This is a genomic window from Kitasatospora sp. NPDC004615, from assembly GCF_042873545.1.
GTDB lineage: Bacteria > Actinomycetota > Actinomycetes > Streptomycetales > Streptomycetaceae > Kitasatospora.
This window is the reverse complement of record NZ_JBIALQ010000004.1, coordinates 147425-167907: the sequence shown is the minus strand read 5'-3', so window position 1 is coordinate 167907 and position 20483 is coordinate 147425. Positions and strand designations below refer to the sequence as shown.

Below are 20483 nucleotides of genomic sequence, written 5' to 3'. Positions count from 1 at the left end.
ATCCCAGCCCGCACCGACACAGCCTGCAGGTCAGTGCGCGTGCGCGGGGCCCGCGTACGTGCGCGGCACCGCGCTCTCCGTTCCGGGGGCGACGGTGACGAACTGGCCCATTATTCCGGCGTCCTCGTGGCGCAGGACGTGGCAGTGGTACATGTACGGCTCGACGGGGTCGCTGAACGGGCCGAACTGGACGGCCAGGCGGACGGTGGTGTGGGCGGGGGTGAAGACGGTGTCCTTGTGGCCGCCGGTGGGGGTGCCTTGGGCGTTCAGGACCTGGAAGGCGACTTCGTGGATGTGGAAGTTGTGGGAGGCGCCGGTGCTGTTCTCGACCTCCCAGATCTCGACGGCTCCGGCGGGGACGACCTCGTCGATCCGTTGCATGTCCATCGGGCGGCCGTTGATGCTGTCGCGTCCGCTGAGGGTGAAGTGACGGACCTTCGCGTCGGCGGGCGGGACGATGGGGGCGGGCGCGGGGAGGCCGGCGGGGAGGCCGGGTGCGGGCCGCAGCTGCTCGGCGGCGACGAAGCGAATCAGGTCGAGGTCGCCCATGCCGATGTCGATGCCCGTGTCGAGGGTGCGCAGCACGACGTTGTCGCCGGGGTCGAACCCGACCACGATCTCGGCGCGTTCGCCGGGGGTGAGGGCGAGCGTGCCGGTCTCGACGGGTGCGGCCAGCAGGCCGCCGTCGGTGGCGACCAGGTGGAACGGGCGGCGGTCGGCGAACGCCAGCTGGTACATGCGGGCGTTGGAGGCGTTGAGCAGGCGCAGCCGCAGGCGGGTGGTGGTGACGTCGAAGCGCGGGTTGTAGGTGCCGTTGACCAGGATGCGGTCGCCGAGGATGCCGAAGGGGCCTTTGAGCGGGTCGCCGTCGATCCGGCCGTGGTCGTCGAGGTTCTTGTCCTGGAGGATCAGCGGGATGTCGTCGGTGCCGTAGCCGGTGGGCAGTTCGGCGTCGTGGTCGTCGTCGATCAGGAACAGCCCGGCCAGGCCGCGGTAGACGTGCTTGGCGGTGGCTCCGTGCGGGTGGGGGTGGTACCAGGTGGTGGCGGCGGGCTGGTCGATGGTCCAGGTGGGGGTCCAGCGGTGGCCGGCGGCGATCAGTTGGTGCGGTCCGCCGTCCATCCGGGCGGGCAGCCGCATGCCGTGCCAGTGGACGGTGCTGGCTTCGGGGAGGGCGTTGCGGACGGTCATCGCGATCCGGTCGCCGCGGCCGGCCCGCAGGGTGGGGCCGAGGTAGGCGCCGTTGAAGCCCCAGGTGGTGGTGGGTTTGCCGGGCAGCAGTTCGAACTGCCCGGCAGCCATGATCAGTTCGAAGCGGCGGACGCCGTCGAGATCCGCCGGGGGGTGCAGCAGCGGCGGGATCCGCAGCGGGGTGGACAGGTCGAGCGGCGGGGGCGCGGGGTGGTGCCCGGTGCCGGATCCGCAGCCGGCGGCCAGGCCGGCCGTGCCGGTGGCGCCGGAGAGTGCGGCGAGGGCGAGGAAGGTGCGCCGGTTCAACGGGCCAGCGCCGGGATGACGTGCTCGCCGTAGGCGTCGATGGTGGCTTCCCGGGCGTCGTGCATCGCGTACACCGCGAACTGGTCGACGCCCGCCTCGCGCAGGACGCGCAGCTTCTCGATGTGCGCCTCAACGGGGCCGAGCAGGCAGAACCGGTCGACGATGCCGTCGGGGACGAAGTCGGTGGAGGGGTTTCCGGCGCGGCCGTGGTGGCTGTAGTCGTAGCCGTGCCGGTCCTTGATGTAGGCGGTGAGTTCCTCGGGGACGAGGTCGGAGTGTTCGCCGTAGCGGGCGACCAGGTCGGCGACGTGGTTGCCGACCATGCCGCCGAACCAGCGGCACTGTTCGCGGGCGTGGTCGAGGTCGTCGCCGACGTAGGCGGGCGCGGCGACGCAGACGGTGATCGAGGCGGGGTCGCGGCCGGCCTGTTCGGCGGCGTGGCGGACGGCTTTGACCATCCATTCGGTGAGGTAGGGGTCGGCGAGTTGGAGGATGAAGCCGTCCGCCTTCTGTCCGGTCAGGGCGAGCGCTTTGGGTCCGTAGGCGGCCATCCACACGGGCAGGCGGCCGTCCTTGATCCAGGGGATCCGGATCGGGGTGCCGTCGACGATCGCCTCGCGGCCCTCGGCGAGGTCGCGGATGGCGTCGATGGCCTCACCGAGCCGGGCCAGCGTGTTGGGGCGGCGGCCGGCCACCCGCATCGCGGAGTCGCCGCGGCCGATGCCGCAGACGGTGCGGTTGCCGTACATGTCGTTGAGGGTGGCGAAGGTGGAGGCGGTGACCTCCCAGCTGCGGGTGCCGGGGTTGGTGACCATCGGGCCGACGTGCAGCCGCTCGGTGTGTTCGAGGATCCGGCTGTGGATCACGAACGGCTCCTGCCACAGCACGGCGGAGTCGAACGTCCAGCCGTAGCGGAAGCCGCGCTGTTCGGCGCGGCGCATCAGTTCGACGACCTTGGAGGCCGGCGGGTCGGTCTGCAGGACGAGTCCGAAATCCACTGCGGGAATCTCCGCTCTCAGAGGTACTGGCAGGTGGAACGGGGCAGGAAGGCGCCGTGTCCGGGGCGGCCGAGGTACTGGCCGCGGTCGAGGACGACCTCGCCGCGGGACAGCACGGTCTCCACCCGGCCGGTGACGGTGCGGCCCTCGTACGCCGAGTAGTCGACGTTCATGTGGTGGGTGGCGGCGGACAGGGTGTGGGTGGCGTGCGGGTCGTAGATCACCACGTCGGCGTCGGCGCCGGGGGCGATGGTGCCCTTGCGCGGGTACAGGCCGAACATCCGGGCGGGCGCGGCGCAGGCGATGTCGATCCACCGGCGGCGCGTCAGGTGGCCGTCCACCACGGCCTGGTGCAGCAGGTCCATCCGGTTCTCCACGCCGGGCAGGCCGTTGGGGATCTTCGAGAAGTCGCCGCGGCCGAGTTCCTTCTGCCCCTTGAAGCAGAACGGGCAGTGGTCGGTGGAGACCACCTGGAGGTCGTCGGTGCGCAGCCCGCGCCAGAGCGCCGCCTGGTGGTCCTTGGGCCGCAGCGGCGTGGAGCACACGTACTTGGCGCCCCCGAAGTCCGGTTCGGCGAGGTTGTCGGTGGACAGGAACAGGTACTGCGGGCAGGTCTCGCCGAACACCGGCAGGCCGAGGTCGCGGGCGGCGGCGAGTTCGGCGAGCGCCTCGCGGGCGGAGACGTGCACCACGTACAGCGGCGAGCCGGCGACGCGGGCGAGTTGGATGGCGCGGTGGGTGGCCTCGGCCTCCAGCAGCGCCTTGCGGACCTCGCCGTGGTAGCGGGGGTCCCTCTCGCCGCGGGCGAGCGCCTGCTCGACCAGCACGTCGATGGCGGGGCCGTTCTCGGCGTGCATCATGATCAGCGCGCCGGTCTCGGAGGCCTGCTGCATGGCGCGCAGGATCTGGCCGTCGTCGGAGTAGAAGACGCCCGGGTAGGCCATGAACAGCTTGAACGAGGTGACGCCCTCGCCGATCAGTCCGGGCATCTCGCGCAGCGTCGACTCGTTGACGTCCGACATGATCATGTGCAGGCCGTAGTCGATGGCGCAGCGCCCGTCGGCCTTGGCGTGCCAGGCGTCGAGTCCGGCGCGCAGCGAGGCGCCCTTGGACTGCACGGCGAAGTCGACGATGGTGGTGGTGCCGCCCCAGGCGGCGGCCCGGGTGCCGGTCTCGAAGGTGTCGGAGGCGTTCGTCCCGCCGAACGGCAGCTCCATGTGCGTGTGGACGTCCACGCCGCCCGGGATCACGTACTTGCCGTCGGCGTCGAACACCCGGTCCGCGGCCCACTGGTGGCGGCCGGGCAGGCCCAGTGCGACGACGGTGCCGTTCTCGATCAGCACGTCGGCGGGCATCTCCTCGGCGGCCGTGACGACCAGTCCGCCGGTGATCAGGGTCCGGGTCATGGCGCTCACGCCTCGGTCAGCGGGCCGTAGGCGTCCGGCCGGCGGTCCCGGTAGAACGCCCACTGTTGGCGCACCTGGTCGATCTGGTCGAGGTCGAGGTCCCGGACGACGAGTTCCTCGCGCTTGTCGGAGGCGACCTCGCCGACGAACTGGCCGCGCGGGTCGACGAAGTAGCTGCTGCCGTAGAAGTCGTTGTCGCCGTACTCCTCGACGCCGACCCGGTTGATCGCCGCCACGAAGTACTCGTTCGCGACGGCGGCGGCGGGCTGTTCCAGCTGCCACAGGTAGGCGGACAGGCCGCGGCTGGTCGCCGACGGGTTGTAGACGATCTCCGCGCCCGCGAGCCCGAGTGCCCGCCAACCCTCCGGGAAGTGCCGGTCGTAACAGATGTTCACGCCGACCTTTCCGACCGCCGTGTCGAACACCGGCCAGCCGAGATTTCCGGGCTTGAAGTAGTACTTCTCCCAGAATCCGTGCACCTGCGGAATGTGGTGCTTGCGGTACTTGCCGAGATAGCTGCCGTCGGCGTCGATCACGGCGGCGGTGTTGTAGTAGAACCCGGCCTGCTCGATCTCGTAGACGGGGACCACCATCACCATCCCCAGCTCCCGCGCGAGCGCGCACATCCGCTGCACGGTCGGCCCGTCCGGGACGGCCTCGGCCCACCCGTAGTGCTCGGGTTCCTGCACCTGGCAGAAGTACGGCGCGTTGAACACCTCCTGGAACCCGATGATCCCCGCCCCCTGCGCGGCGGCCTCCCGGGCGGCGGCCTCGTGCGCCGCGATCATCGATTCCTTGTCGCCCGTCCACGCGGTCTGGAACAGGGCAGCCCTGACGACACGACTCATAGTCGTACTCCTCGCTCGAAGGCCCGGCGGAAGAGGCACCGTAGATCGTCGAGACTAGGAGGTGCACGGGAAATGCCGGTGTGCCACGCGGAAGACGACGGAAAGTCAACATAGGGGCGATTTACGGATAGTCCGTTTTACGGTGCCGAAATCATCCCGCCGTCCACCGCCAACTCGCCGCCCCGGCACCGCTTCACCGGTCCCACGCGCTCTCCCCCAGCCGCCAATGCCACCAGCCCAGACCCGCCCCCAACCGCTCCCCCGCGAACGGATCAGGGAGCGTCCGACGGCGGAACTCCGCATCCAACGGGCGCACCAGCCGGCCGAGTTCGGCGCGGGAGCGACCCGGCAGGAAGAGCAGGACCTCGCCCAGCACGTCCCGCGAGTGCCGGACGTCGTCGCCGGCGCACCCCGGGCAGGACGGGCACAGGGACTCCCGCGGGTACAACGGCCGCCCACCGAAGGGATGCAGGAACGCCCGGTACCGCCGCAGCGCAAGCCCGGTGGCGCCGGGGCGCAGGAAGAAACTCGGCCGCTCGCACTCGGCCCGGTGCACATCCAGGCTCGCGGCAGCGGACAGGCCACGGATCCTCGGCGGCGGATCGACGAACGCGACGGCGGCGGCCCGCAGGGCGCCCGGCCGGTTACGCGGCATCGGCCTTTCGACAGCTGATCATCCTCGCACCCTGCCACGCCAAGTGCCGTGCTGTCACCCGGTTTTCGCCCTGGCCCGGCTTGACCGGAGTGAGCGCTCACTCCGATACTGGCGCCCATGACCGGGACCCCGACCGAACGGCGCCGCAGAGCACCGTCGATGGACGCCGAACAGCGGCGCGAAATGATCGTCCGGGCCGCGCTGCCGCTGGTCATCGAGTACGGCAGCGCGGTGACCACCCGCCGGATCGCCCGGGCCGCCGGGATCGGGGAGGGGACGATCTTCCGGGTCTTCGCCGACAAGGACGCCGTGCTGGACGCGTGCGTCGCCGAAGCGTTGCGCCCCGAACCCGCGCTCGACCGGCTCGCCCTGATCCCGCTGACGCTGCCGCTCCCCCACCGGCTCACCGAGGCCGCCACCGCGCTGCGCGCCCACCTGGACCGGCTGGGCGCCCTGCTCGGCGCGCTGCACACCACGCGCGGACCCGCCGCCCGCACCGGCGAGGCGCCCGACCGCACGGCCGGCACCCTCCCCGTCCGCCGGGCACTGGCCGAACTCATGGAGCCGGAACGGGAGTTGCTCCGCCTGCCGGCCGAGCGCCTGGCCTCGCTCTTCCTCGCCCTGCTGTTCGCCGGCGCGGCCGACGCACCGCCCCTGGACCCGGCCGAGCTGGTCGATGTCCTGTTGCACGGCGCCCTCGACGACCCGGAAGGCCGATCGTGACCATCACCCTGAACCACACCATCGTCCCGGCCGTCGACAACCAGGCCGCGGCCCGGTTCTTCGCCACCGTGATGGGCCTGGAGTACGCCGGCCCCGACCGCCACTTCGCCCCCGTCCGCGTCAACTCCACGCTGACGCTGGACTTCCTCACCGTCCCCGACCCCGCCGGACACCACCTCGCGTTCGACGTCGAACCGGCCGCCTTCGACGGCGTCCTCGCCCGGCTGCGCGCCACCGGCACCCCGTACGGCAACGACCCGTCGGCGCCCGACAACGGCCGCATCGACCACCCGCTGTGCGCCCGGGGCCTCTACTTCACGGACGACGCGGGCAACCTGTTCGAGGTGATGTCCCCCGCGTGAACCCGTCTCAGGCACCCAGGGCAGCCACGGCCCGGGCGGTGGCGGTGCCGATGGCGCGGTTGATCGCGGCGTCGTCCGAGCCGGGCAGCGAGCGGGTGAAGACGGCGGCGGCGTACTGGCGGCCGTCGGGGAAGGAGACCACGCCGATCTCGTTGCGGGGAATGCCCAGCAGGCTGCCGCTCTTCGCCGCGACCCGCACCGGCGGCCGGAACCCACCGGCGATCCGGTGCCGGGTCAACTGCTGCCCCATCACCTCCCGCACCCGCGCGCACGCGGCGGCCGGGCCCGCCTGGTCCGTCCAGATCAGGCGCAGCAGGGCCGCCATGTCGCGCGGGGTGGTCCGGGTCCCCTGCGACGGGTCCATCGCGCGGACGCCCGGCAGCTCCGCGTCGGCCCGGGCCACTTCCTCCGCCGGGGCGCCGGCCGCCCAGGTCTGGAGGTCCGCCCAGTCGGCGCGCCCGAGATCCTCGCCGATGGTGTCGAGCATGGTCCGCAGGTCGGCCGTGACGAACGTGCCCGTCAGCCCGAGGCGCGCCGCCGTCGCGTTCACCGCGTCGACGCCGACGCGGCGCAGCAGCGCGTCGGTTGCCGGGTTGTCGCTGATCGTGAGCATCAGGACAACCATGTCCCGCAAGGAGAGCACCGCGTCGTCCGCGAACAGCGAGCTCCCGACCGGACCCGGCGTCCGCTCGGCGGCGGTCAGCGTCACCCGCTCACGCGGGTCCAACCGGCCGTCGGCGAACGCGGTCTCCGCCTCCAGCGCGATCTGCACCTTGAACACCGAGGCCGGGACCACCGGTTGATCCGCGTTCAGCACGATCTCGCCGTCGCCCACCACCGGCCGGACGCACAACGCGCCTTCGCAGCCTGCCTGTTCGAATATCTCGCGGATGTCGTGTGTCATGGCCCCGATACTGCCAGTGACGCGGCGCGCAACGACCACGTGGTGACCCCCGGCTCCTCACACCATCGGATTTCCGCCGCCGGCCCGGACGGTGTGGACGGCGAGCACCGGGTTGAGGGGCTCGACGAGTTCCGCCGTCGGGACGGCCGCCAGGTGTGCCGGGACACCACCGTCCCGCAGGGCGCGCACGTACTGGAGGGCCTCGGTGGGCGTCAGGACCGGGAGTCTCCGGCGCAGCGCCCGCACGGCATGCAAATTCCCTTGCCCGGTGTCGAGTTCGCGGATCTCGTCGTGCAGATCGTCCACCGCGGTGCGCACTGGGAGCCCGCGGATCCGGGCGCGGTAGTCGGCCTCCCAGTCGCCGGTCACGGCGGAAACGGTGCCGACCGAGTGCAGGCCTCCGTCGAGCCGGTCGACGAGGTACAGACCGCAACCGCCCGGCATGTGCGCCGGGTCCCCGGTGCGGGCGAACTCCTCGGAGGTGTACCCGACGATCCAGACCAGCTCGTGCTCGGCCGCGCCCGTCACCACCATCCGCTGCCGCCCCGCGACCGGTTGGCGCCGGTACTCGCTCTCCAGCTGCTCCTCGACGACCCGGATCGCGGTCTCTCGTTCGATCATGCCCCCAGCATCCCGCCCGGGCCGGTCGTCAGGCCGCGGCGGGCAGCAGGCGGTTCAGGGCGTGACGGGTGCGGGTGGCGGCGAGCGGGTCGCGGAGGAGCTGGAGGGACTGGTTGAGCGCCAGGTAGATCCCCGTCAGCTCGTGGACGATCTGCTCGGGGTCGGTGTCGGCGGGCAGCTCCCCGGCCTCGATCGCGAGCCGGACCTCGCCGGCCAGGCGCCGGCGCCACACCAGCAGCAGCCGGGCGACGTTCTTGCGGACGGGCCCGTCATGCGCGTCGAACTCGACGGCGGCGGTGGTGAACAGGCACCCGCCGGGGAAAACCTCGCGGGCGTGTTCCAGGTACGAGATCCAGCTCTCGCACACGGCGCGCAGCCGCCGCAGCCCGGGTTCGGCGTCCGCGGCCGGCTCCCAGACGAGGGTGGTGAAGAGCGCGGAGGCCCGTTCCAGGGTGGCGAGCTGGAGGGTCTCCTTGGTGCCGAAGTGCCCCAGCACGCCGGCCTTGCTGAGCCCGAGATCGGTGGCCAGCCGCCCGATGGTGAGCCCTTCGAGGCCGTCCACCGACGCCAGCGCCACGCTCCGGTCGACAATCCGGTCCCGGGTCCGACGCGCCTCGGCCACGGTGTTGCGCGGGCTCATCGTTCCCCTCTCGGTCGCGCGGTGCGGTCCGGAAATCCTACGTGGTGCCGGCCTGGTGCGGTGAACCCGGCTGCCGGGTGGAGCGGCAGGTCAGGGTGCGGGCGGTGGCGAGTGACCCGGGTGGCTGCTTCTGAGTGAACGGCCACCGCGTCCATGCGCGCCGGGGACGGGGCGGGGGGAGGATTCGGGCGTCGTGCGCCGGTCCGACGGCGCGGCCGAACGTGCGGAGAGGCACCCATGTCCATCGAAGAGAACAAAAGTCTGGTCCGCCGGTTCTACCGGGAGATCGATGCGGGCAACCTGGAGGCCATGGACGAGCTGGTCTCCGCGGACTACGTGGACCACTCACCGCCGCCGTTCCCCGGGCTCGCGCCCGGACGCGAGGGGCTGAAGCAGGCGTTCCGCCTGTTCTGGGAGGCTACGCCCGGGGTGCACGAGATCGAGGACCAGATCGCGGAGGGCGACAAGGTCGTGACCCGGCTGACGGGCCGCGGCACATGCGTGGGCGACCTGCCGGGCATCCCGGCGACCGGGCGGCCGATCACCATGACGGCGACGGTGGTCCACCGCATCGAGAACGGGAAGCTCGCCGAGAAGTGGTCGGACAAGGACGTCCTCGGCTTCCTCCAGCAGCTCGACGTGATCCCGCCGCTCGACGGGCCGCCCGAGTAGGCCGGGTGGGCACTCAGCCCTGATCGGCGTCCCGATCGGCGTCGAACAGCGGGTCGAACGGGTCTCCGTCCGGACCGACGACGAGGCTCACCGCGGCCACCGGCCCCCGGGAGAGTTCGGCGAGCCGGGCGAGGGCCGTCGCCTCGGAGGGCAGCGTGGCCGGGTCGAGGCCGAGGGCCCGGGCGGCGCGGTCCCGGCGGGCGCCGAGGTCGGGGATGTCCGCCCGGTAGTCGTCGGCAGCGTCCCCGAGCCCGTCGAGCGAACCTCCGCGCACCTCTCCCCACCACGGCACGGCGAGGCACAGGCGCACCAGTTCGGGCAGCCCGACGGCGAGCAACCCGGCCTGGCCGTCGAGGCTCACGTACACCACCGGACGCTCCTCGCCGCCCTCACCGACGAAGCAGTACGCGTCCCCGCTGGCCGCCCGCGCGAACTGCTCCAGCCGGGCCCCGGACGCGAGCCGTACCCCGTCCTCCAGCTCGTGGTCGTCAGGGCTCGTCGCGTCGAGGTCCGCGACGGCGGCGAAGAACGCGACGGCGTCCTCGTCGCCGGCCAGCAGCGGCAGCAGCAACTCCGACGAGAGCGGTGCGCGCAGCTCGGCGTGGAGGCGCGTCGAGGTGTCGACGGGCAGGCCCAGGCCGGCGTGGCGGAGCTCGTTCGAGAAGCCTGCGATCAGGTCGAGGTCGCGCAGCTGCCGCCGCAGTTCGGCGGACATCGCCTCGTCCGGGTCGGCATCGGAGAGTTCGACCGTCTCGGACAGCTGCTCCAGGTGCTGTTCAACGGCCTCCAGCGCCCGGCCGCTGTTCCAGCTCGCGTACTTCCGGCAGCCGAACAGGTAGGCGTGCGCGGCGTACAGCGCGGCCGCCGCGGCAGACTCGTCGGCGTCGTCCGGACCGTGCTGGCCCTCGTTGTGGCAGTACTCGCTGAGCATGTACTCGGCGACGCCGCGGTTGATCGCCGCGAAAGCCGTCGAGTCGCCGAGCACGCCCTCCCACACGGCGTCCAGCAGCGGCCGCAGGCTCAGCGTGAACGGCGCCCGCTCACCCTCGGGCAGAGCCTCATGCCGACGCATCAGCCGCTCCGCGACGCCCGCCGCAAAGACCTGCCGCTCCTCGGACGACACCGACCTCAGCCGCTCCGCCACCACCGCGTCGAGTTCCTGCCAGGTGTCCATTCGAGCCGCCCACGAGTCCGCCACACCGACGCACCCCGCGCCGACCGCGACGATCATGCCCTCCCCCACCGACAACTCGCGGCTGCGAAGGCGTCGAGCACGTGCCGAAGGATCGCCACGACGTCGAAGCAGAGCCGGAGCGCGTCGGACGGCGCCTCGCCGAGGGCAGAGCAAAAACCCGGGGAGGTCAGCGGCCACACCAGGTCGTACGGCGTTCCGCCCCGCCGAGCCCGGCCGGAGCACGGTCCGGCTTCCTCCGCCGTCCGGGACCGCCATCTGCAGAGGGACGACGAGCAGCAGGCCGAAGCCGGACCGGACCAGGAGGAGAACACCGGCCGTGCGGCTCCTGCCGAATAACAGAAAGCGGCCGGCGTCGTGACCCTTGAGGACCACGTCCTGGACGGTGGCACCGTTCCGGGCCGCCAGGCCGGCGGCGATGCCCCGGAAGTCGGTGACCACCAGCAGCATCAGGGCGACAGGTGAGGCGCCGCGCAGCACATCAGCCCACCGCGTCCCACCACCGCGGGGCCATCAGGCAGAGCCGGAGCAGCCCGAGCACGTCCGGGCTCTGCCTGGCCGTCGAGGCTGACGTGCGCCACCGGGCGCGCCTCGCCGCCTTCGCCGATAAAGCAGTACACGTCCCCGGTGGCCGCCCGCGCGAACTGTTCCGGCCAGCCCCGGATTCCGTCCCCCAGTTCGAAATCGGCCGGGCCAGTCGCGTCGAGGTCCGTGGCGGTGGCCAGCAGCGGCAGCAATGGCCGGAAGATCGTTCGGTTCACCGCGCCACCACAATACGTGGCGCTCAACTGTCGGCACCTCGGGTCCGATTGGCCATCGCGCGAGTCAAGGAACGCGAAAAGGCGCCTGCGCCGCAGGGCTTTGTGCCGTTATGGAGGTCTCCGTCGATGCCGGTCCGGGCATTACCCGAGCATGGCCAAAATCGCGCCAAGAAGGGACTTGACCGAAATCCCGAGAAGCGAATTACCGCGAACTCCGAGGGCCTCGATTCCAAATTTCAGGACATTGCCAAGAAATGGCAGAAGAATGGCCGACATGGGACGCCGGCCATTCTTCCGCTTACCCGGTCAGTGCGACGCGGGTTGCGGCATCAGCCGCAGTGCGAGTTCGACTGCGACGCGTAGGAGCCGCCGATGTTGCCGCCCCAGTCGATGCACGAGCCCGGCGCGTAGACGTAGACCGGCCCGGCGTACGTGGTGTAGTTCCCGAAGTCCCCCTGGTATCCGCTGCCGTCGGACCGCTCGATCCAGGCGCCCATGTACACGGCCGACCCCGGGCTGTTGCGCACCGTCACAACGCAGTTGGTGGAGCCGTTGTAGGTCAGAAACACGGTGCCGCCGGTGACCGGCAGGATGCCGATCACGGAGTACCCCGAGCCGCAGGCGCCGTTGTACGTGGCGGCCTGGGCGACGGACGGGGCGATCATCAGACCGGCGCTGGCGGTGGCCAGCACAGCCGCACCGGTTACGAGCCGCTTGACGTTCTTGAGCATGTTCCCCTCCGAGTCTTACCGATTCCAGGTACGCACCAGAAGGACATCTTCCGACCCCACCAGCCCTACCAGGAATTCGCGGACAGAACATGGCCCGCATTCGCTCCGGACCAACGGCGAGAACATTCGCACCGCATTCGACCGACCGTCAAGGGGCCCGACAGAACGGCACTCAAGATTCTTTTCCAGGATCCGAAGATCGATTTCCGAATATTGGTGATGAAAATGATCTCGACGATTGGGCATACCAGGCATAAGCAGACATGGCCCCGCATGGCGGAATTCTGTCACGCCAGCCACTTGAGTCGGATACGGCCTTGACGAGTACGAAGGGATTTGAAAAATTGTGGGCCGCCCCACGACGGACGATGACGGCCGGGTGGGGCGCTTCAGAGTCCCGGTGAGCCCATGAGTGCGGAGGCCAAGTCGATGCATGCGTTCGGATCCGACCGGCACGAATGCGTCGAAGCTCCGACCGTCCGGATCTCGCGGTGGATCCCTGGGCAGCGAAGAGGGCTGTGACCACCAGCGGGGACCACCATCAGCACCGGCAGGACGCCACGTAGCGGGCCTCCCGCCGGTCGGCTGTCCGGCGGAGCCGTGACGCGCGGCGTTTAGCTTCCGATCGGTCGGTTGCTATATTCCAGGCCGTTGCCTCCGGCGCGCGGCCGGTGGCCGTTGTTGCGGAAGGGAACTGCCATGCCCGGAGTCCGTATCGCCGGTCTCGGCCACCACCAGCCCAGCAGGGTGCTGACCAATGACGAGTTGGCGGCCATGGTGGACACCAATGACGAGTGGATCCGGCGCCGGACGGGTATCGCCACCCGCCGGATCGCGGGGCCGGACGAGTCGGTGACGGACCTCGCCGCGACCGCCGCCGCGAAGGCGCTGGCGGCATCGGGGCTGGAACCGGCGGAGATCGGGCAGATCACGGTGGCGACGTGCAGCGCGATGGACCGCTGCCCGTCGATCGCGGCGCAGGTCGCGGCCCGCCTGGGCATCCCGTCCGCCGTCGCGTTCGACGTGAACAACGGCTGCGCGGGCTTCTGCACCTCGCTCTCGCTGGCCGACCACTCGCTGCGCGCGGGCGCCGCCCGGCACGCGCTGGTGATCGGCGCGGAGAAGATGTCGGACGTCACCGACTGGACGGACCGCCGCAGTTGCATCCTGCTCGGCGACGGCGCGGGCGCGGCGGTGCTGTCGGCGACCGACGGCCCGGGGACCGGTGTCGGGCCGGTGGTGTGGGGGTCGGATCCGTCGCGGGCGAGCGCGGTGCGGCTGCTGGACGCCTGGCAGCCGCGGTTCGAGCAGGACGGGCAGGCGGTGTTCCGCTGGGCGACCACGGAGCTGCCCGCGCTGGCCGAGCAGGCGTGCCGGGCGGCCGGGTTGAGCCCGGCGGAGCTGGACGGGGTGGTGACGCACCAGGCGAACCTGCGGATCATCGAGTCGCTGGTGCAGAAGCTGGGCCTGTCCGAGAACGCGGTGATCGCCCGGGACGTGGTGGACTCCGGCAACACCTCGGCGGCGTCCGTCCCGCTGGCGCTGGCGAAGCTGGTGGAGCGCGGTGAACTGCGGTCCGGCGCCCGGGTGTTGCTGTTCGCGTTCGGCGGCGGCCTGTCCTGGGCCGGTCAGGTCGTCACCTGCCCCTGACTCATTGACCGGAGTCGGTGCAGGTGATGGTCAGGCGGATCGAAGCCGGCGGCGGCGGGGAGTCCTGGTAGGGGGCGATCCACGCGCCGACGCCGGTGGCGCCGACGGCCGTGGTGTGCACGCGCTGGTCGGGCCCGAGCGGGGTGCCGTCGCCGTTCGTCACGTGCACGTCCGAGGGGTTGACGCCCTCGGGGCAGATCGCGACGACTCCGCTCGGGGCGCCGGTCGCGGCCACCGTCTCGGTGAACGCCGCGGCCGGTCCGGCCGCCATCGCCAGGGCGGCAACAGCCAGGCCGGCAACTCGCTTGCGCATGAGGGTCCTTCCGTCGGGTCGCCCCCGACGGTTCCGGGGGCGGGCCGCCCGATCATCCCGTAACGCACGGCGACAAGCCAGGCACGGACCGGAATCGCCAGGGCGCGTCGGCGGCAGCACGGGCGGACCGTGCGGGCCCGAGCTTTGCTCATGGTCATGTCGGACGGGCAAGATAGCGGAGTGACCCTCCTGGACCTGATGCCGAAACCCGCCACGCCCGACTCGCTGTTCGAGACCTTCGCCGAGTGGGCGTCGGAGCGCGGCATCACCCTCTACCCCGCCCAGGAGGAGGCGCTAATCGAGCTGGTCTCCGGGAACAACGTGATCCTGGCGACGCCGACCGGCTCCGGAAAGTCCCTGGTCGCGGCGGGCGCGCACTTCGCCGCGCTGGCCGAGGGGAAGCGGACGTTCTACACCGCGCCGATCAAGGCGCTGGTGTCGGAAAAGTTCTTCGACCTGTGCAAGATCTTCGGCACCGAGCAGGTCGGCATGATGACCGGCGACGCCTCGGTCAACCCGACCGCGCCGATCATCTGCTGCACCGCCGAGGTGCTGGCGCAGATCGCGCTGCACGACGGCCCGCGCGCCGACATCGGCCAGGTCGTGATGGACGAGTTCCACTTCTACGCCGAGCCGGACCGCGGCTGGGCCTGGCAGATCCCGCTGCTCGAACTCCCGCAGGCGCAGTTCCTGCTGATGTCGGCGACCCTCGGCGACGTCCGCCGCTTCGAGGAGGACCTGACCCGCCGCACCGGCCGCCCGACGGTCGCGGTGCGTTCGGCGGAGCGCCCGGTGCCGCTGTTCTACGAGTACCGGCGGACGTCTCTCCACGACACGCTGGAGGAGCTGCTGAACACCGGTCAGGCGCCGGTGTACGTCGTCCACTTCACGCAGAAGGAGGCGGTGGAGCGGGCGCAGTCGCTGATGAGCATCAACATGTGCTCGAAGCAGGAGAAGGACGCGATCGCCGAGCTGATCGGAAACTTCCGTTTCACCACCAAGTTCGGTCGGAACCTCTCGCGTTATGTCCGGCACGGGATCGGTGTGCATCACGCCGGCATGCTGCCGAAGTACCGGCGCCTGGTGGAGCGGCTCGCGCAGGCCGGTCTGCTGAAGGTGATCTGCGGCACCGACACGCTCGGCGTCGGCGTCAACGTGCCGATCCGCACGGTGCTGTTCACCGCGCTGTCCAAGTACGACGGGCAGCGGGTGCGGATCCTGCGGGCCCGCGAGTTCCACCAGATCGCCGGGCGCGCGGGCCGGGCCGGCTTCGACACCGTCGGCCAGGTGGTCGCGCAGGCGCCCGAGCACGTGGTGGAGAACGACCGGGCGCTGGCGAAGGCCGGCGACGACCCGAAGAAGCGCAAGAAGGTCGTTCGCAAGAAGGCCCCGGACGGGTTCGTCTCGTGGACCGAGGAGACCTTCGAGCGCCTGATCGGCGCCGACCCGGAGCCGCTGGTCTCCCGGTTCAAGGTCAGCCACGCGATGCTGCTGTCCGTCATCGGCCGCCCGGGCAACGCGTTCGAGGCGATGCGCAAGCTGCTCACCGACAACCACGAGGACCGCCCGGCGCAGCGCCGCCACATCCGCACCGCGATCGCCATCTACCGTTCGCTGCTGCAGGGCGGCGTGGTGGAGCAGCTCGACCAGCCGGACTCCGAGGGCCGCAGGGTGCGCCTGACCCTGGACCTGCAGGAGAACTTCGCGCTGAACCAGCCGCTGTCCACCTTCGCGTTGGCCGCGTTCGAACTGCTCGACCCGGAGTCGCCGTCCTACGCGCTCGACGTGGTCTCGGTCGTCGAAGCCACCCTGGACGACCCGCGGCAGATCCTCGCCTCGCAGCAGAACAAGGCGCGTGGGGAGGCCGTGGCGGAGATGAAGCGCGACGGCATCGAGTACGAGGAGCGGATGAACCGGCTCGAGGAGATCACGTACCCGAAGCCGCTGGAGGAGCAGCTCGGCCACGCCTACGACGTGTACCGCCGGGCGCACCCGTGGATCGGCGACCACCCGTTGCAGCCGAAGTCCGTGGTCCGCGACCTGTACGAGCGCGCCATGACGTTCACCGACTACGTGGGCTTCTACGAGCTGGCGCGCACCGAGGGCATCGTGCTGCGCTACCTGGCGGGCGCGTTCAAGGCGCTGGAGCAGACCGTCCCGGACGACATCAAGACGGACGACCTGAAGGACGTCATCGCCTGGCTGGGCGAGCTGGTCCGCCAGGTCGACTCCTCGCTGCTGGACGAGTGGGAGGCGCTGGCCAACCCGACCGAGCCGGAGGCGGGCGAGGTCCGCCTCGACGACAAGCCGGCGCCGGTCACCGCGAACTCCCGCGCTTTCCGGGTGCTGGTCCGCAACGAGCTGTTCCGCCGGGTCGAGCTGTGCGCGCTGGAGCACTACGACTCCCTCGCCGAACTCGACGGCGAGGACGGCTGGGACGCCGACCGCTGGGCGGACGCGATGGACGGGTACTGGGAGGAGTACGACGACCTCTTCACCGGCCCGAACGCCCGCGGCCCGAAGATGCTGCTGATCGAGGAGGTCGAGGACGAGGGCCTGTGGCGCGTCCGCCAGATCTTCGACGACCCCAACGGCGACCACGACTGGGGCATCTCCGCCGAGGTCGACCTGTACGGCTCCGACGAGGAAGGCCGCGCAGTCGTCAAGATCACGGCGGTGGGCGCGCACTGACGCCCCGGCGGCCCCCCGCACACTCAGCCCGCGGGGGGCCGCTGCCAGGTCGTGGTGTTGCACCACTCGGCCGGGAATCGGACGGTCATCGCGAACCTCGCTGCACAGTCGGTCGATCGGACCGCTGCACGCTAGCGACGACCACCGACAGTCCTCGGGCCCGGTCGGGCCAGCCGCTCCGTGATCGCTCGGGCGCACTCGGTGGGCCGGGTGCGGGTGGTGTCCACCTCCAGGTCGTAGTGGACGCCTTGGTGCACCCTTTCCGCCTGGTCCTCGGCCATGCCTGTCGTCCGATCGGGCCGGGCCCGCTCGCGCGCGGCCGCCTCGGCCGGGTCGCAGCGGACTCCGACCCAGAGCACGTCCAGGCCCAACAGGGCCTCGCGCCAGCGCTGTTGGGACTCCGATCCGGAGAGGAACACGTCGTCGACGATCACGCCCGCCCCCGCCCGCACGGTGGCGGCCACACCGGCCATCCAGGCGGCCTCCAGCCGCCGGAAGGTGTCACCGACGGTGACGGTGCCGTCCCCGCCGAGGTCGAGCCCGGCGTCCCCGGCCAGCAGTTCCGGGGGCATCGCCTCGATCAGCCCGTCGATCCCGAACGTCAGCCAGGGCTCCGGCAGTTGGGCCTGCAACGCGCGCGCGAGGCTGCTCTTTCCGCTGCTGGAACCGCCGTTGAGTACGATCACCCGAATGGTCATCGGGCCACGGTACCCGCCTCGGGTGCCCACTCCTGACCGGAGAGCGGGGTCCGCAGCTCCGCGTGGAGGCGGATCGAGGTGTCGATGGGCAGTCCCATCTCTGCGTGGCGGAGCTCCTTCGAGAAGTCGGCGATGAGATCGAGATCCCGGAGCTGGCGCCGCAGGTCGGCGGCCAGCGCCTCGTCGGAGTCGATCGGAAGCTCGTCCTCCGCCGTCTCGGGCAGGTACTGGAGGTGGTGGTCAACGGCTTCCACCGCCCGGCCGCCGGCCCGAACGGCGAAGTCGTGGCAGCCGAACAGGTAGGCGTGCGCGGCGAACAGTATCGCCGCCGCGGCGGGCTCGTCCGCGTCGTCCGGGCCGTTCTGGCCGTCGTTGTGGCAGTACTCGCTGAGCATGAACTCGGCGACGCCGCGGTTGACCGCCGGGAAGGCCGTCGAGTCGCCGAGGACGCCCTCCCACACGGCATTCAGCAGGGGGCGCAGGCGCAGCGTGAAGGCGCCTGCTCGTCCTCGGGCAGCGCCACGTGCCGGCCCATGAGCCGTTCCGCGACGCCGGCGGCGAAAACACCGCGCTCACCGGGCGAGGCCGCCTTCAGCCGTTCCTCCACCAACGCCGACAGCTTCTGCCACGGGTCCGTTCGAGCCACCTCCGGGTCGTGATGCCCGCGTGCCCACGCCGGCAACGACCATGATCCCAAGCGCCGGTGACAGCCGTCCTCACCACTGATGGGCGTCGAAATCCACTGGCACGGGCGCCAGTTGGCCGACGTGGGCGACCAGGGCGCACAGTTGTTCGGCCATCTGTTCGGCGGGCAGGTGGTTGCGGTCGCCGTGGCCCGGGAGGATCCACTCGAACCGGAGGTGGGGTGCGACGCGGGCGAGTGAGGCGGCCTGTTCCTCGATGGAGTACCAGGTGACGTGTTCGGCGACGGCCAACGCCCCGGCGGCGCGCGACCAGTAGAGGCTGTCGCCGCTGAAGCAGTACCGGTCGTCGGCGAGGAACAGCACGCTGCCCTCGGTGTGGCCCGGCAGGGGGTGAGCGACGACGCCCTCGGCGATCTCGACCGGATCGGTGCCGCGCAGCACCCGGTCGGCGTCCGGTGAGGAGTCCAAGTCGCCCTCGTGGATCCAGAGTTGAGCACCAAGTCGGTCAGCGTAGACGCGGCCGTGCGCGGCGTGGTCGCGGTGGGTCAGGAGGACGTCGGTCACCCGCCCGTGCTTCTCGTAGCGGGTGGCGAGCGACTCCGACCAGCGCGGCGTGTCGATCATCATCACGGTGCCGTCCGGCCGCCGCAGCAGGTAGGAGTTGGCGGCGGCCGTGCGCCGCGAATTGTGGCCGCAGAGCAGGACGTTGGCGTCGATGGCGAGCGGGAACGGGTCCGCCGCCGGGTCCAGCGGGCCCGAGTGCCGGCGGATCGAACGGGTGTGGCAGGCGAACGCGGCGGCATTCACGGCCGCCAGCTCCGTTGCGTCGCGTGGCTGTCGCACCAGTTCGGAGCCCCGGCCCACCTGCACGATCAGGCCCGGCGCGAGCTGCCGCGCCACGTCGCACCCGGTGCATCGGTCGTCCACGTACCAGTCTTCGCCCATGGCTGTCCTCCGGAGAGTCGATTTCCGTCAACGGGCCGGTGCGGCCCGGCACTTCAAGAGGTATCCCGAGCGGGGCGAAAAGTGGAAGAGGCGTAGATCTTGTGATTCGGCGAGAGTGACGCTCTGACTACGGACGGCTCGCAATCCGGCCGGACGCCTCAGTAGAGGAACGGCGGCGCGGGGAGCGCGAGAGCGTTGCGCACCAGCAGGTCCGCGCCCAAGGATCGACCCATCAGCCAGGCCAGCAGGGCATGTTGCGGCCCGCCGACCACCGGCTGACGCGGCCCGGAGGTGCCGTACGTGGCGCCGGTGTCGGTGGCGTGCAGTCGCATCGCGGGTGCGTGCTCGCGTGCGGCGAAGGAGGCCACCACCCGGCCGAGCATCGCCTCGACGAAGTCGGCCGGCCAGTGGGCCGGCGTGTAGCCCGCGTCCAAGTCGGCGTGGTGGACCAGCACTTCGCACAGCCGGGCATCGGCGGCGCGCAACGCGGGGCGCTCCTGGCCGCGAGTCCAGCGGACGGTCCGGTGCCACGCCTCGGGCGGCATCCGCCGGTACTCGGCCTCGAATGCGACGGCGCTGCACCGGAGGTCGGCCAGCAGCTCGGCCGCGCCGCGGCCCGCGCCCGCCTCGATCTGCTCGTCCCGGGCGGCCAGGCTCGGGTACTCCGCCGCTTCCATCCCCGTCCGTGCCCAGCCGAGCAACCGCCGGCCACCGTCGGCGTTGCGCGCCAGATGGGTCAGCACGTGCCCGCGCGACCAGCCCGGCAACAGCGACGGCGCGCGGACGTCGGCGTCGGTGAACCCGGACGCCGTCCGAAGCAGTTGGCCGGTCGCGGCGGCGAGCTGCTCCAGCGCCGCCGCCGGGTCGAAGTCGGTGGGGTCGGTCATCCCCCGGACATGCCCGGCACACCCTCCCCCGAACCGGACCCGGACCAGCACCGTCGCCGGTCAGCGCACGGCAGTCGGCCTCAGCGCGGGGCCAGGCCGTCCACCACCAGGTCCACCAGGGAGGACAGGAACTCGGCGGTGACGGGCTCCCCGAGCAGCAGGTGGCGCGCGAGCAGCGGGCTCATCAGCGCCTCGACCGCCGCCCGGGCATCGACGTCCGGCCGGATCTCGCCGCGTTCGGCGGCCCGGCGCAGCAGGATCTCGGCGCGTTGCAGCCGCTCGGCCCAGTAGGCGTCGCGGCCGCTGCGGGTCTCGGCGGTGGCCGGGGCGATGCTCAGGTGGAGCAGGGCGGGGCCTTCGGGGGTGTCGAGGAACGCGCCGAGGGCGGTGAGGAGTTGGCGCAGGTCCTCGCGGAGACTGCCGGTGTCGGGCAGTGGCAGGGCGTGGTCGGTGTAGTCGGCGAGTGCCTCGCGGAGCAGGTGTTCGCGGGTGCCCCAGTTGCGGTAGACGGACGTCTCGTGCACGCCGGCGGCGGCCGCGACGGCCGAGACGCTGGCGGCGTCGAGTCCGCCCTCGGCGAGCAGGCGCACGGTGGCGTCGAGCACGGCCCGTCGCATGGCGGCGCCGCGCCGGCGCAGCGGGGTG

23 protein-coding genes are annotated in these 20483 nt (G+C 71.5%); 5 read left to right on the top strand and 18 right to left on the bottom strand.

What is annotated here, in order from left to right:
• Positions 1-30: 30 nt before the first annotated feature.
• From ACFYS8_RS15635 to ACFYS8_RS15615, 5 genes are all read right to left on the bottom strand, one after another.
• On the bottom strand, positions 31-1497 hold the full coding sequence (locus ACFYS8_RS15635; RefSeq protein WP_387641076.1) for a multicopper oxidase family protein: 1467 nt from the start codon (positions 1495-1497) through the stop codon (positions 31-33).
• Entirely contained in the window at positions 1494-2495 is a 1002-nt protein-coding gene (locus ACFYS8_RS15630; protein WP_387641074.1) for a TIGR03842 family LLM class F420-dependent oxidoreductase, read from the bottom strand. The genes ACFYS8_RS15635 and ACFYS8_RS15630 overlap by 4 nt, the downstream gene beginning before the upstream one ends.
• A gap of 17 nt (positions 2496-2512) precedes the next feature.
• Positions 2513-3901, bottom strand: coding sequence for a dihydropyrimidinase (gene hydA / locus ACFYS8_RS15625; RefSeq protein ID WP_387641071.1), 1389 nt, complete (start codon positions 3899-3901; stop codon positions 2513-2515).
• Positions 3902-3906: 5 nt separating this feature from the next.
• The gene (locus tag ACFYS8_RS15620; protein WP_387641069.1) at positions 3907-4749 is read right to left on the bottom strand and encodes a nitrilase-related carbon-nitrogen hydrolase; all 843 of its coding nucleotides are present in this window, start codon (positions 4747-4749) and stop codon (positions 3907-3909) included.
• 193 nt (positions 4750-4942) lie between these two features.
• Complete coding sequence (locus ACFYS8_RS15615; protein ID WP_387641068.1) at positions 4943-5404, bottom strand: hypothetical protein; 462 nt, start codon at positions 5402-5404, stop codon at positions 4943-4945.
• A gap of 117 nt (positions 5405-5521) precedes the next feature.
• Here ACFYS8_RS15615 and ACFYS8_RS15610 point away from each other — a divergent pair, with 117 nt between their 5' ends.
• Positions 5522-6127: a TetR/AcrR family transcriptional regulator gene (locus ACFYS8_RS15610; RefSeq protein WP_387641065.1), complete on the top strand. Its 606-nt coding sequence runs from the start codon at positions 5522-5524 to the stop codon at positions 6125-6127.
• Complete coding sequence (locus ACFYS8_RS15605) at positions 6124-6489, top strand: VOC family protein (protein ID WP_387641063.1); 366 nt, start codon at positions 6124-6126, stop codon at positions 6487-6489. Before ACFYS8_RS15610 ends, ACFYS8_RS15605 begins: the two co-directional genes overlap by 4 nt.
• 7 nt (positions 6490-6496) lie before the next feature.
• Here ACFYS8_RS15605 and ACFYS8_RS15600 read toward each other — a convergent pair whose 3' ends face one another.
• From ACFYS8_RS15600 to ACFYS8_RS15590, 3 genes are read right to left on the bottom strand one after another with little or no spacing between them, the layout of a single operon-like run.
• Complete coding sequence (locus ACFYS8_RS15600; RefSeq protein WP_387641060.1) at positions 6497-7393, bottom strand: serine hydrolase; 897 nt, start codon at positions 7391-7393, stop codon at positions 6497-6499.
• A 57-nt stretch (positions 7394-7450) separates the two neighbouring features.
• A complete protein-coding gene (locus tag ACFYS8_RS15595) occupies positions 7451-8014 on the bottom strand; it encodes a YrhB domain-containing protein (protein WP_387641057.1) in 564 nt (187 codons plus the stop codon).
• A 28-nt stretch (positions 8015-8042) separates the two neighbouring features.
• A complete protein-coding gene (locus ACFYS8_RS15590) occupies positions 8043-8654 on the bottom strand; it encodes a TetR/AcrR family transcriptional regulator (protein ID WP_387641054.1) in 612 nt (203 codons plus the stop codon).
• Between the two features lie 237 nt (positions 8655-8891).
• Here ACFYS8_RS15590 and ACFYS8_RS15585 point away from each other — a divergent pair, with 237 nt between their 5' ends.
• Positions 8892-9326: an ester cyclase gene (locus ACFYS8_RS15585; protein WP_387641052.1), complete on the top strand. Its 435-nt coding sequence runs from the start codon at positions 8892-8894 to the stop codon at positions 9324-9326.
• Positions 9327-9339: 13 nt separating this feature from the next.
• Here the strand turns inward: ACFYS8_RS15585 and ACFYS8_RS15580 are convergent, their stop codons facing one another.
• From ACFYS8_RS15580 to ACFYS8_RS15570, 3 genes are all read right to left on the bottom strand, one after another.
• Positions 9340-10500 carry a hypothetical protein gene (locus ACFYS8_RS15580; RefSeq protein ID WP_387641050.1) on the bottom strand — a complete coding sequence of 387 codons (1161 nt, stop codon included), beginning with the start codon at positions 10498-10500 and terminating at the stop codon, positions 9340-9342.
• 467 nt (positions 10501-10967) lie between these two features.
• Positions 10968-11306 (bottom strand): hypothetical protein, encoded by a 339-nt coding sequence (locus ACFYS8_RS15575; protein ID WP_387641047.1) that lies wholly within the window; start codon positions 11304-11306, stop codon positions 10968-10970.
• A 302-nt stretch (positions 11307-11608) separates the two neighbouring features.
• Positions 11609-12010: a spore-associated protein A gene (locus tag ACFYS8_RS15570; protein WP_387641044.1), complete on the bottom strand. Its 402-nt coding sequence runs from the start codon at positions 12008-12010 to the stop codon at positions 11609-11611.
• A gap of 699 nt (positions 12011-12709) precedes the next feature.
• Between ACFYS8_RS15570 and ACFYS8_RS15565 the strand changes: the two genes are divergently transcribed.
• On the top strand, positions 12710-13660 hold the full coding sequence (locus tag ACFYS8_RS15565; protein WP_387641041.1) for a beta-ketoacyl-ACP synthase III: 951 nt from the start codon (positions 12710-12712) through the stop codon (positions 13658-13660).
• 1 nt (position 13661) lies between these two features.
• Here the strand turns inward: ACFYS8_RS15565 and ACFYS8_RS15560 are convergent, their stop codons facing one another.
• On the bottom strand, positions 13662-13973 hold the full coding sequence (locus tag ACFYS8_RS15560) for a hypothetical protein (RefSeq protein ID WP_387641039.1): 312 nt from the start codon (positions 13971-13973) through the stop codon (positions 13662-13664).
• Positions 13974-14129: 156 nt separating this feature from the next.
• Between ACFYS8_RS15560 and ACFYS8_RS15555 the strand changes: the two genes are divergently transcribed.
• Positions 14130-16664 carry a DEAD/DEAH box helicase gene (locus tag ACFYS8_RS15555; protein WP_387641036.1) on the top strand — a complete coding sequence of 845 codons (2535 nt, stop codon included), beginning with the start codon at positions 14130-14132 and terminating at the stop codon, positions 16662-16664.
• A gap of 131 nt (positions 16665-16795) precedes the next feature.
• Here the strand turns inward: ACFYS8_RS15555 and cpt are convergent, their stop codons facing one another.
• The 6 genes from cpt to ACFYS8_RS15525 all read right to left on the bottom strand — a co-directional run bounded on the left by cpt (position 16796) and on the right by ACFYS8_RS15525 (position 20455).
• Positions 16796-17362, bottom strand: coding sequence for a chloramphenicol phosphotransferase CPT (gene cpt / locus ACFYS8_RS15550; RefSeq protein ID WP_387641033.1), 567 nt, complete (start codon positions 17360-17362; stop codon positions 16796-16798).
• Positions 17359-17823 (bottom strand): hypothetical protein, encoded by a 465-nt coding sequence (locus tag ACFYS8_RS15545; protein ID WP_387641030.1) that lies wholly within the window; start codon positions 17821-17823, stop codon positions 17359-17361. Before ACFYS8_RS15545 ends, cpt begins: the two co-directional genes overlap by 4 nt.
• Before the next feature lie 5 nt (positions 17824-17828).
• Positions 17829-18008, bottom strand: a complete 180-nt coding sequence (locus ACFYS8_RS15540; RefSeq protein WP_387641028.1) for a hypothetical protein — start codon at positions 18006-18008, stop codon at positions 17829-17831.
• Positions 18009-18078: 70 nt separating this feature from the next.
• Positions 18079-18951: an MBL fold metallo-hydrolase gene (locus ACFYS8_RS15535; RefSeq protein WP_387641026.1), complete on the bottom strand. Its 873-nt coding sequence runs from the start codon at positions 18949-18951 to the stop codon at positions 18079-18081.
• Positions 18952-19109: 158 nt separating this feature from the next.
• On the bottom strand, positions 19110-19838 hold the full coding sequence (locus tag ACFYS8_RS15530) for a maleylpyruvate isomerase family mycothiol-dependent enzyme (protein WP_387641024.1): 729 nt from the start codon (positions 19836-19838) through the stop codon (positions 19110-19112).
• Between the two features lie 80 nt (positions 19839-19918).
• The gene (locus ACFYS8_RS15525; protein WP_387642140.1) at positions 19919-20455 is read right to left on the bottom strand and encodes a TetR-like C-terminal domain-containing protein; all 537 of its coding nucleotides are present in this window, start codon (positions 20453-20455) and stop codon (positions 19919-19921) included.
• Positions 20456-20483 lie beyond the last annotated feature (28 nt).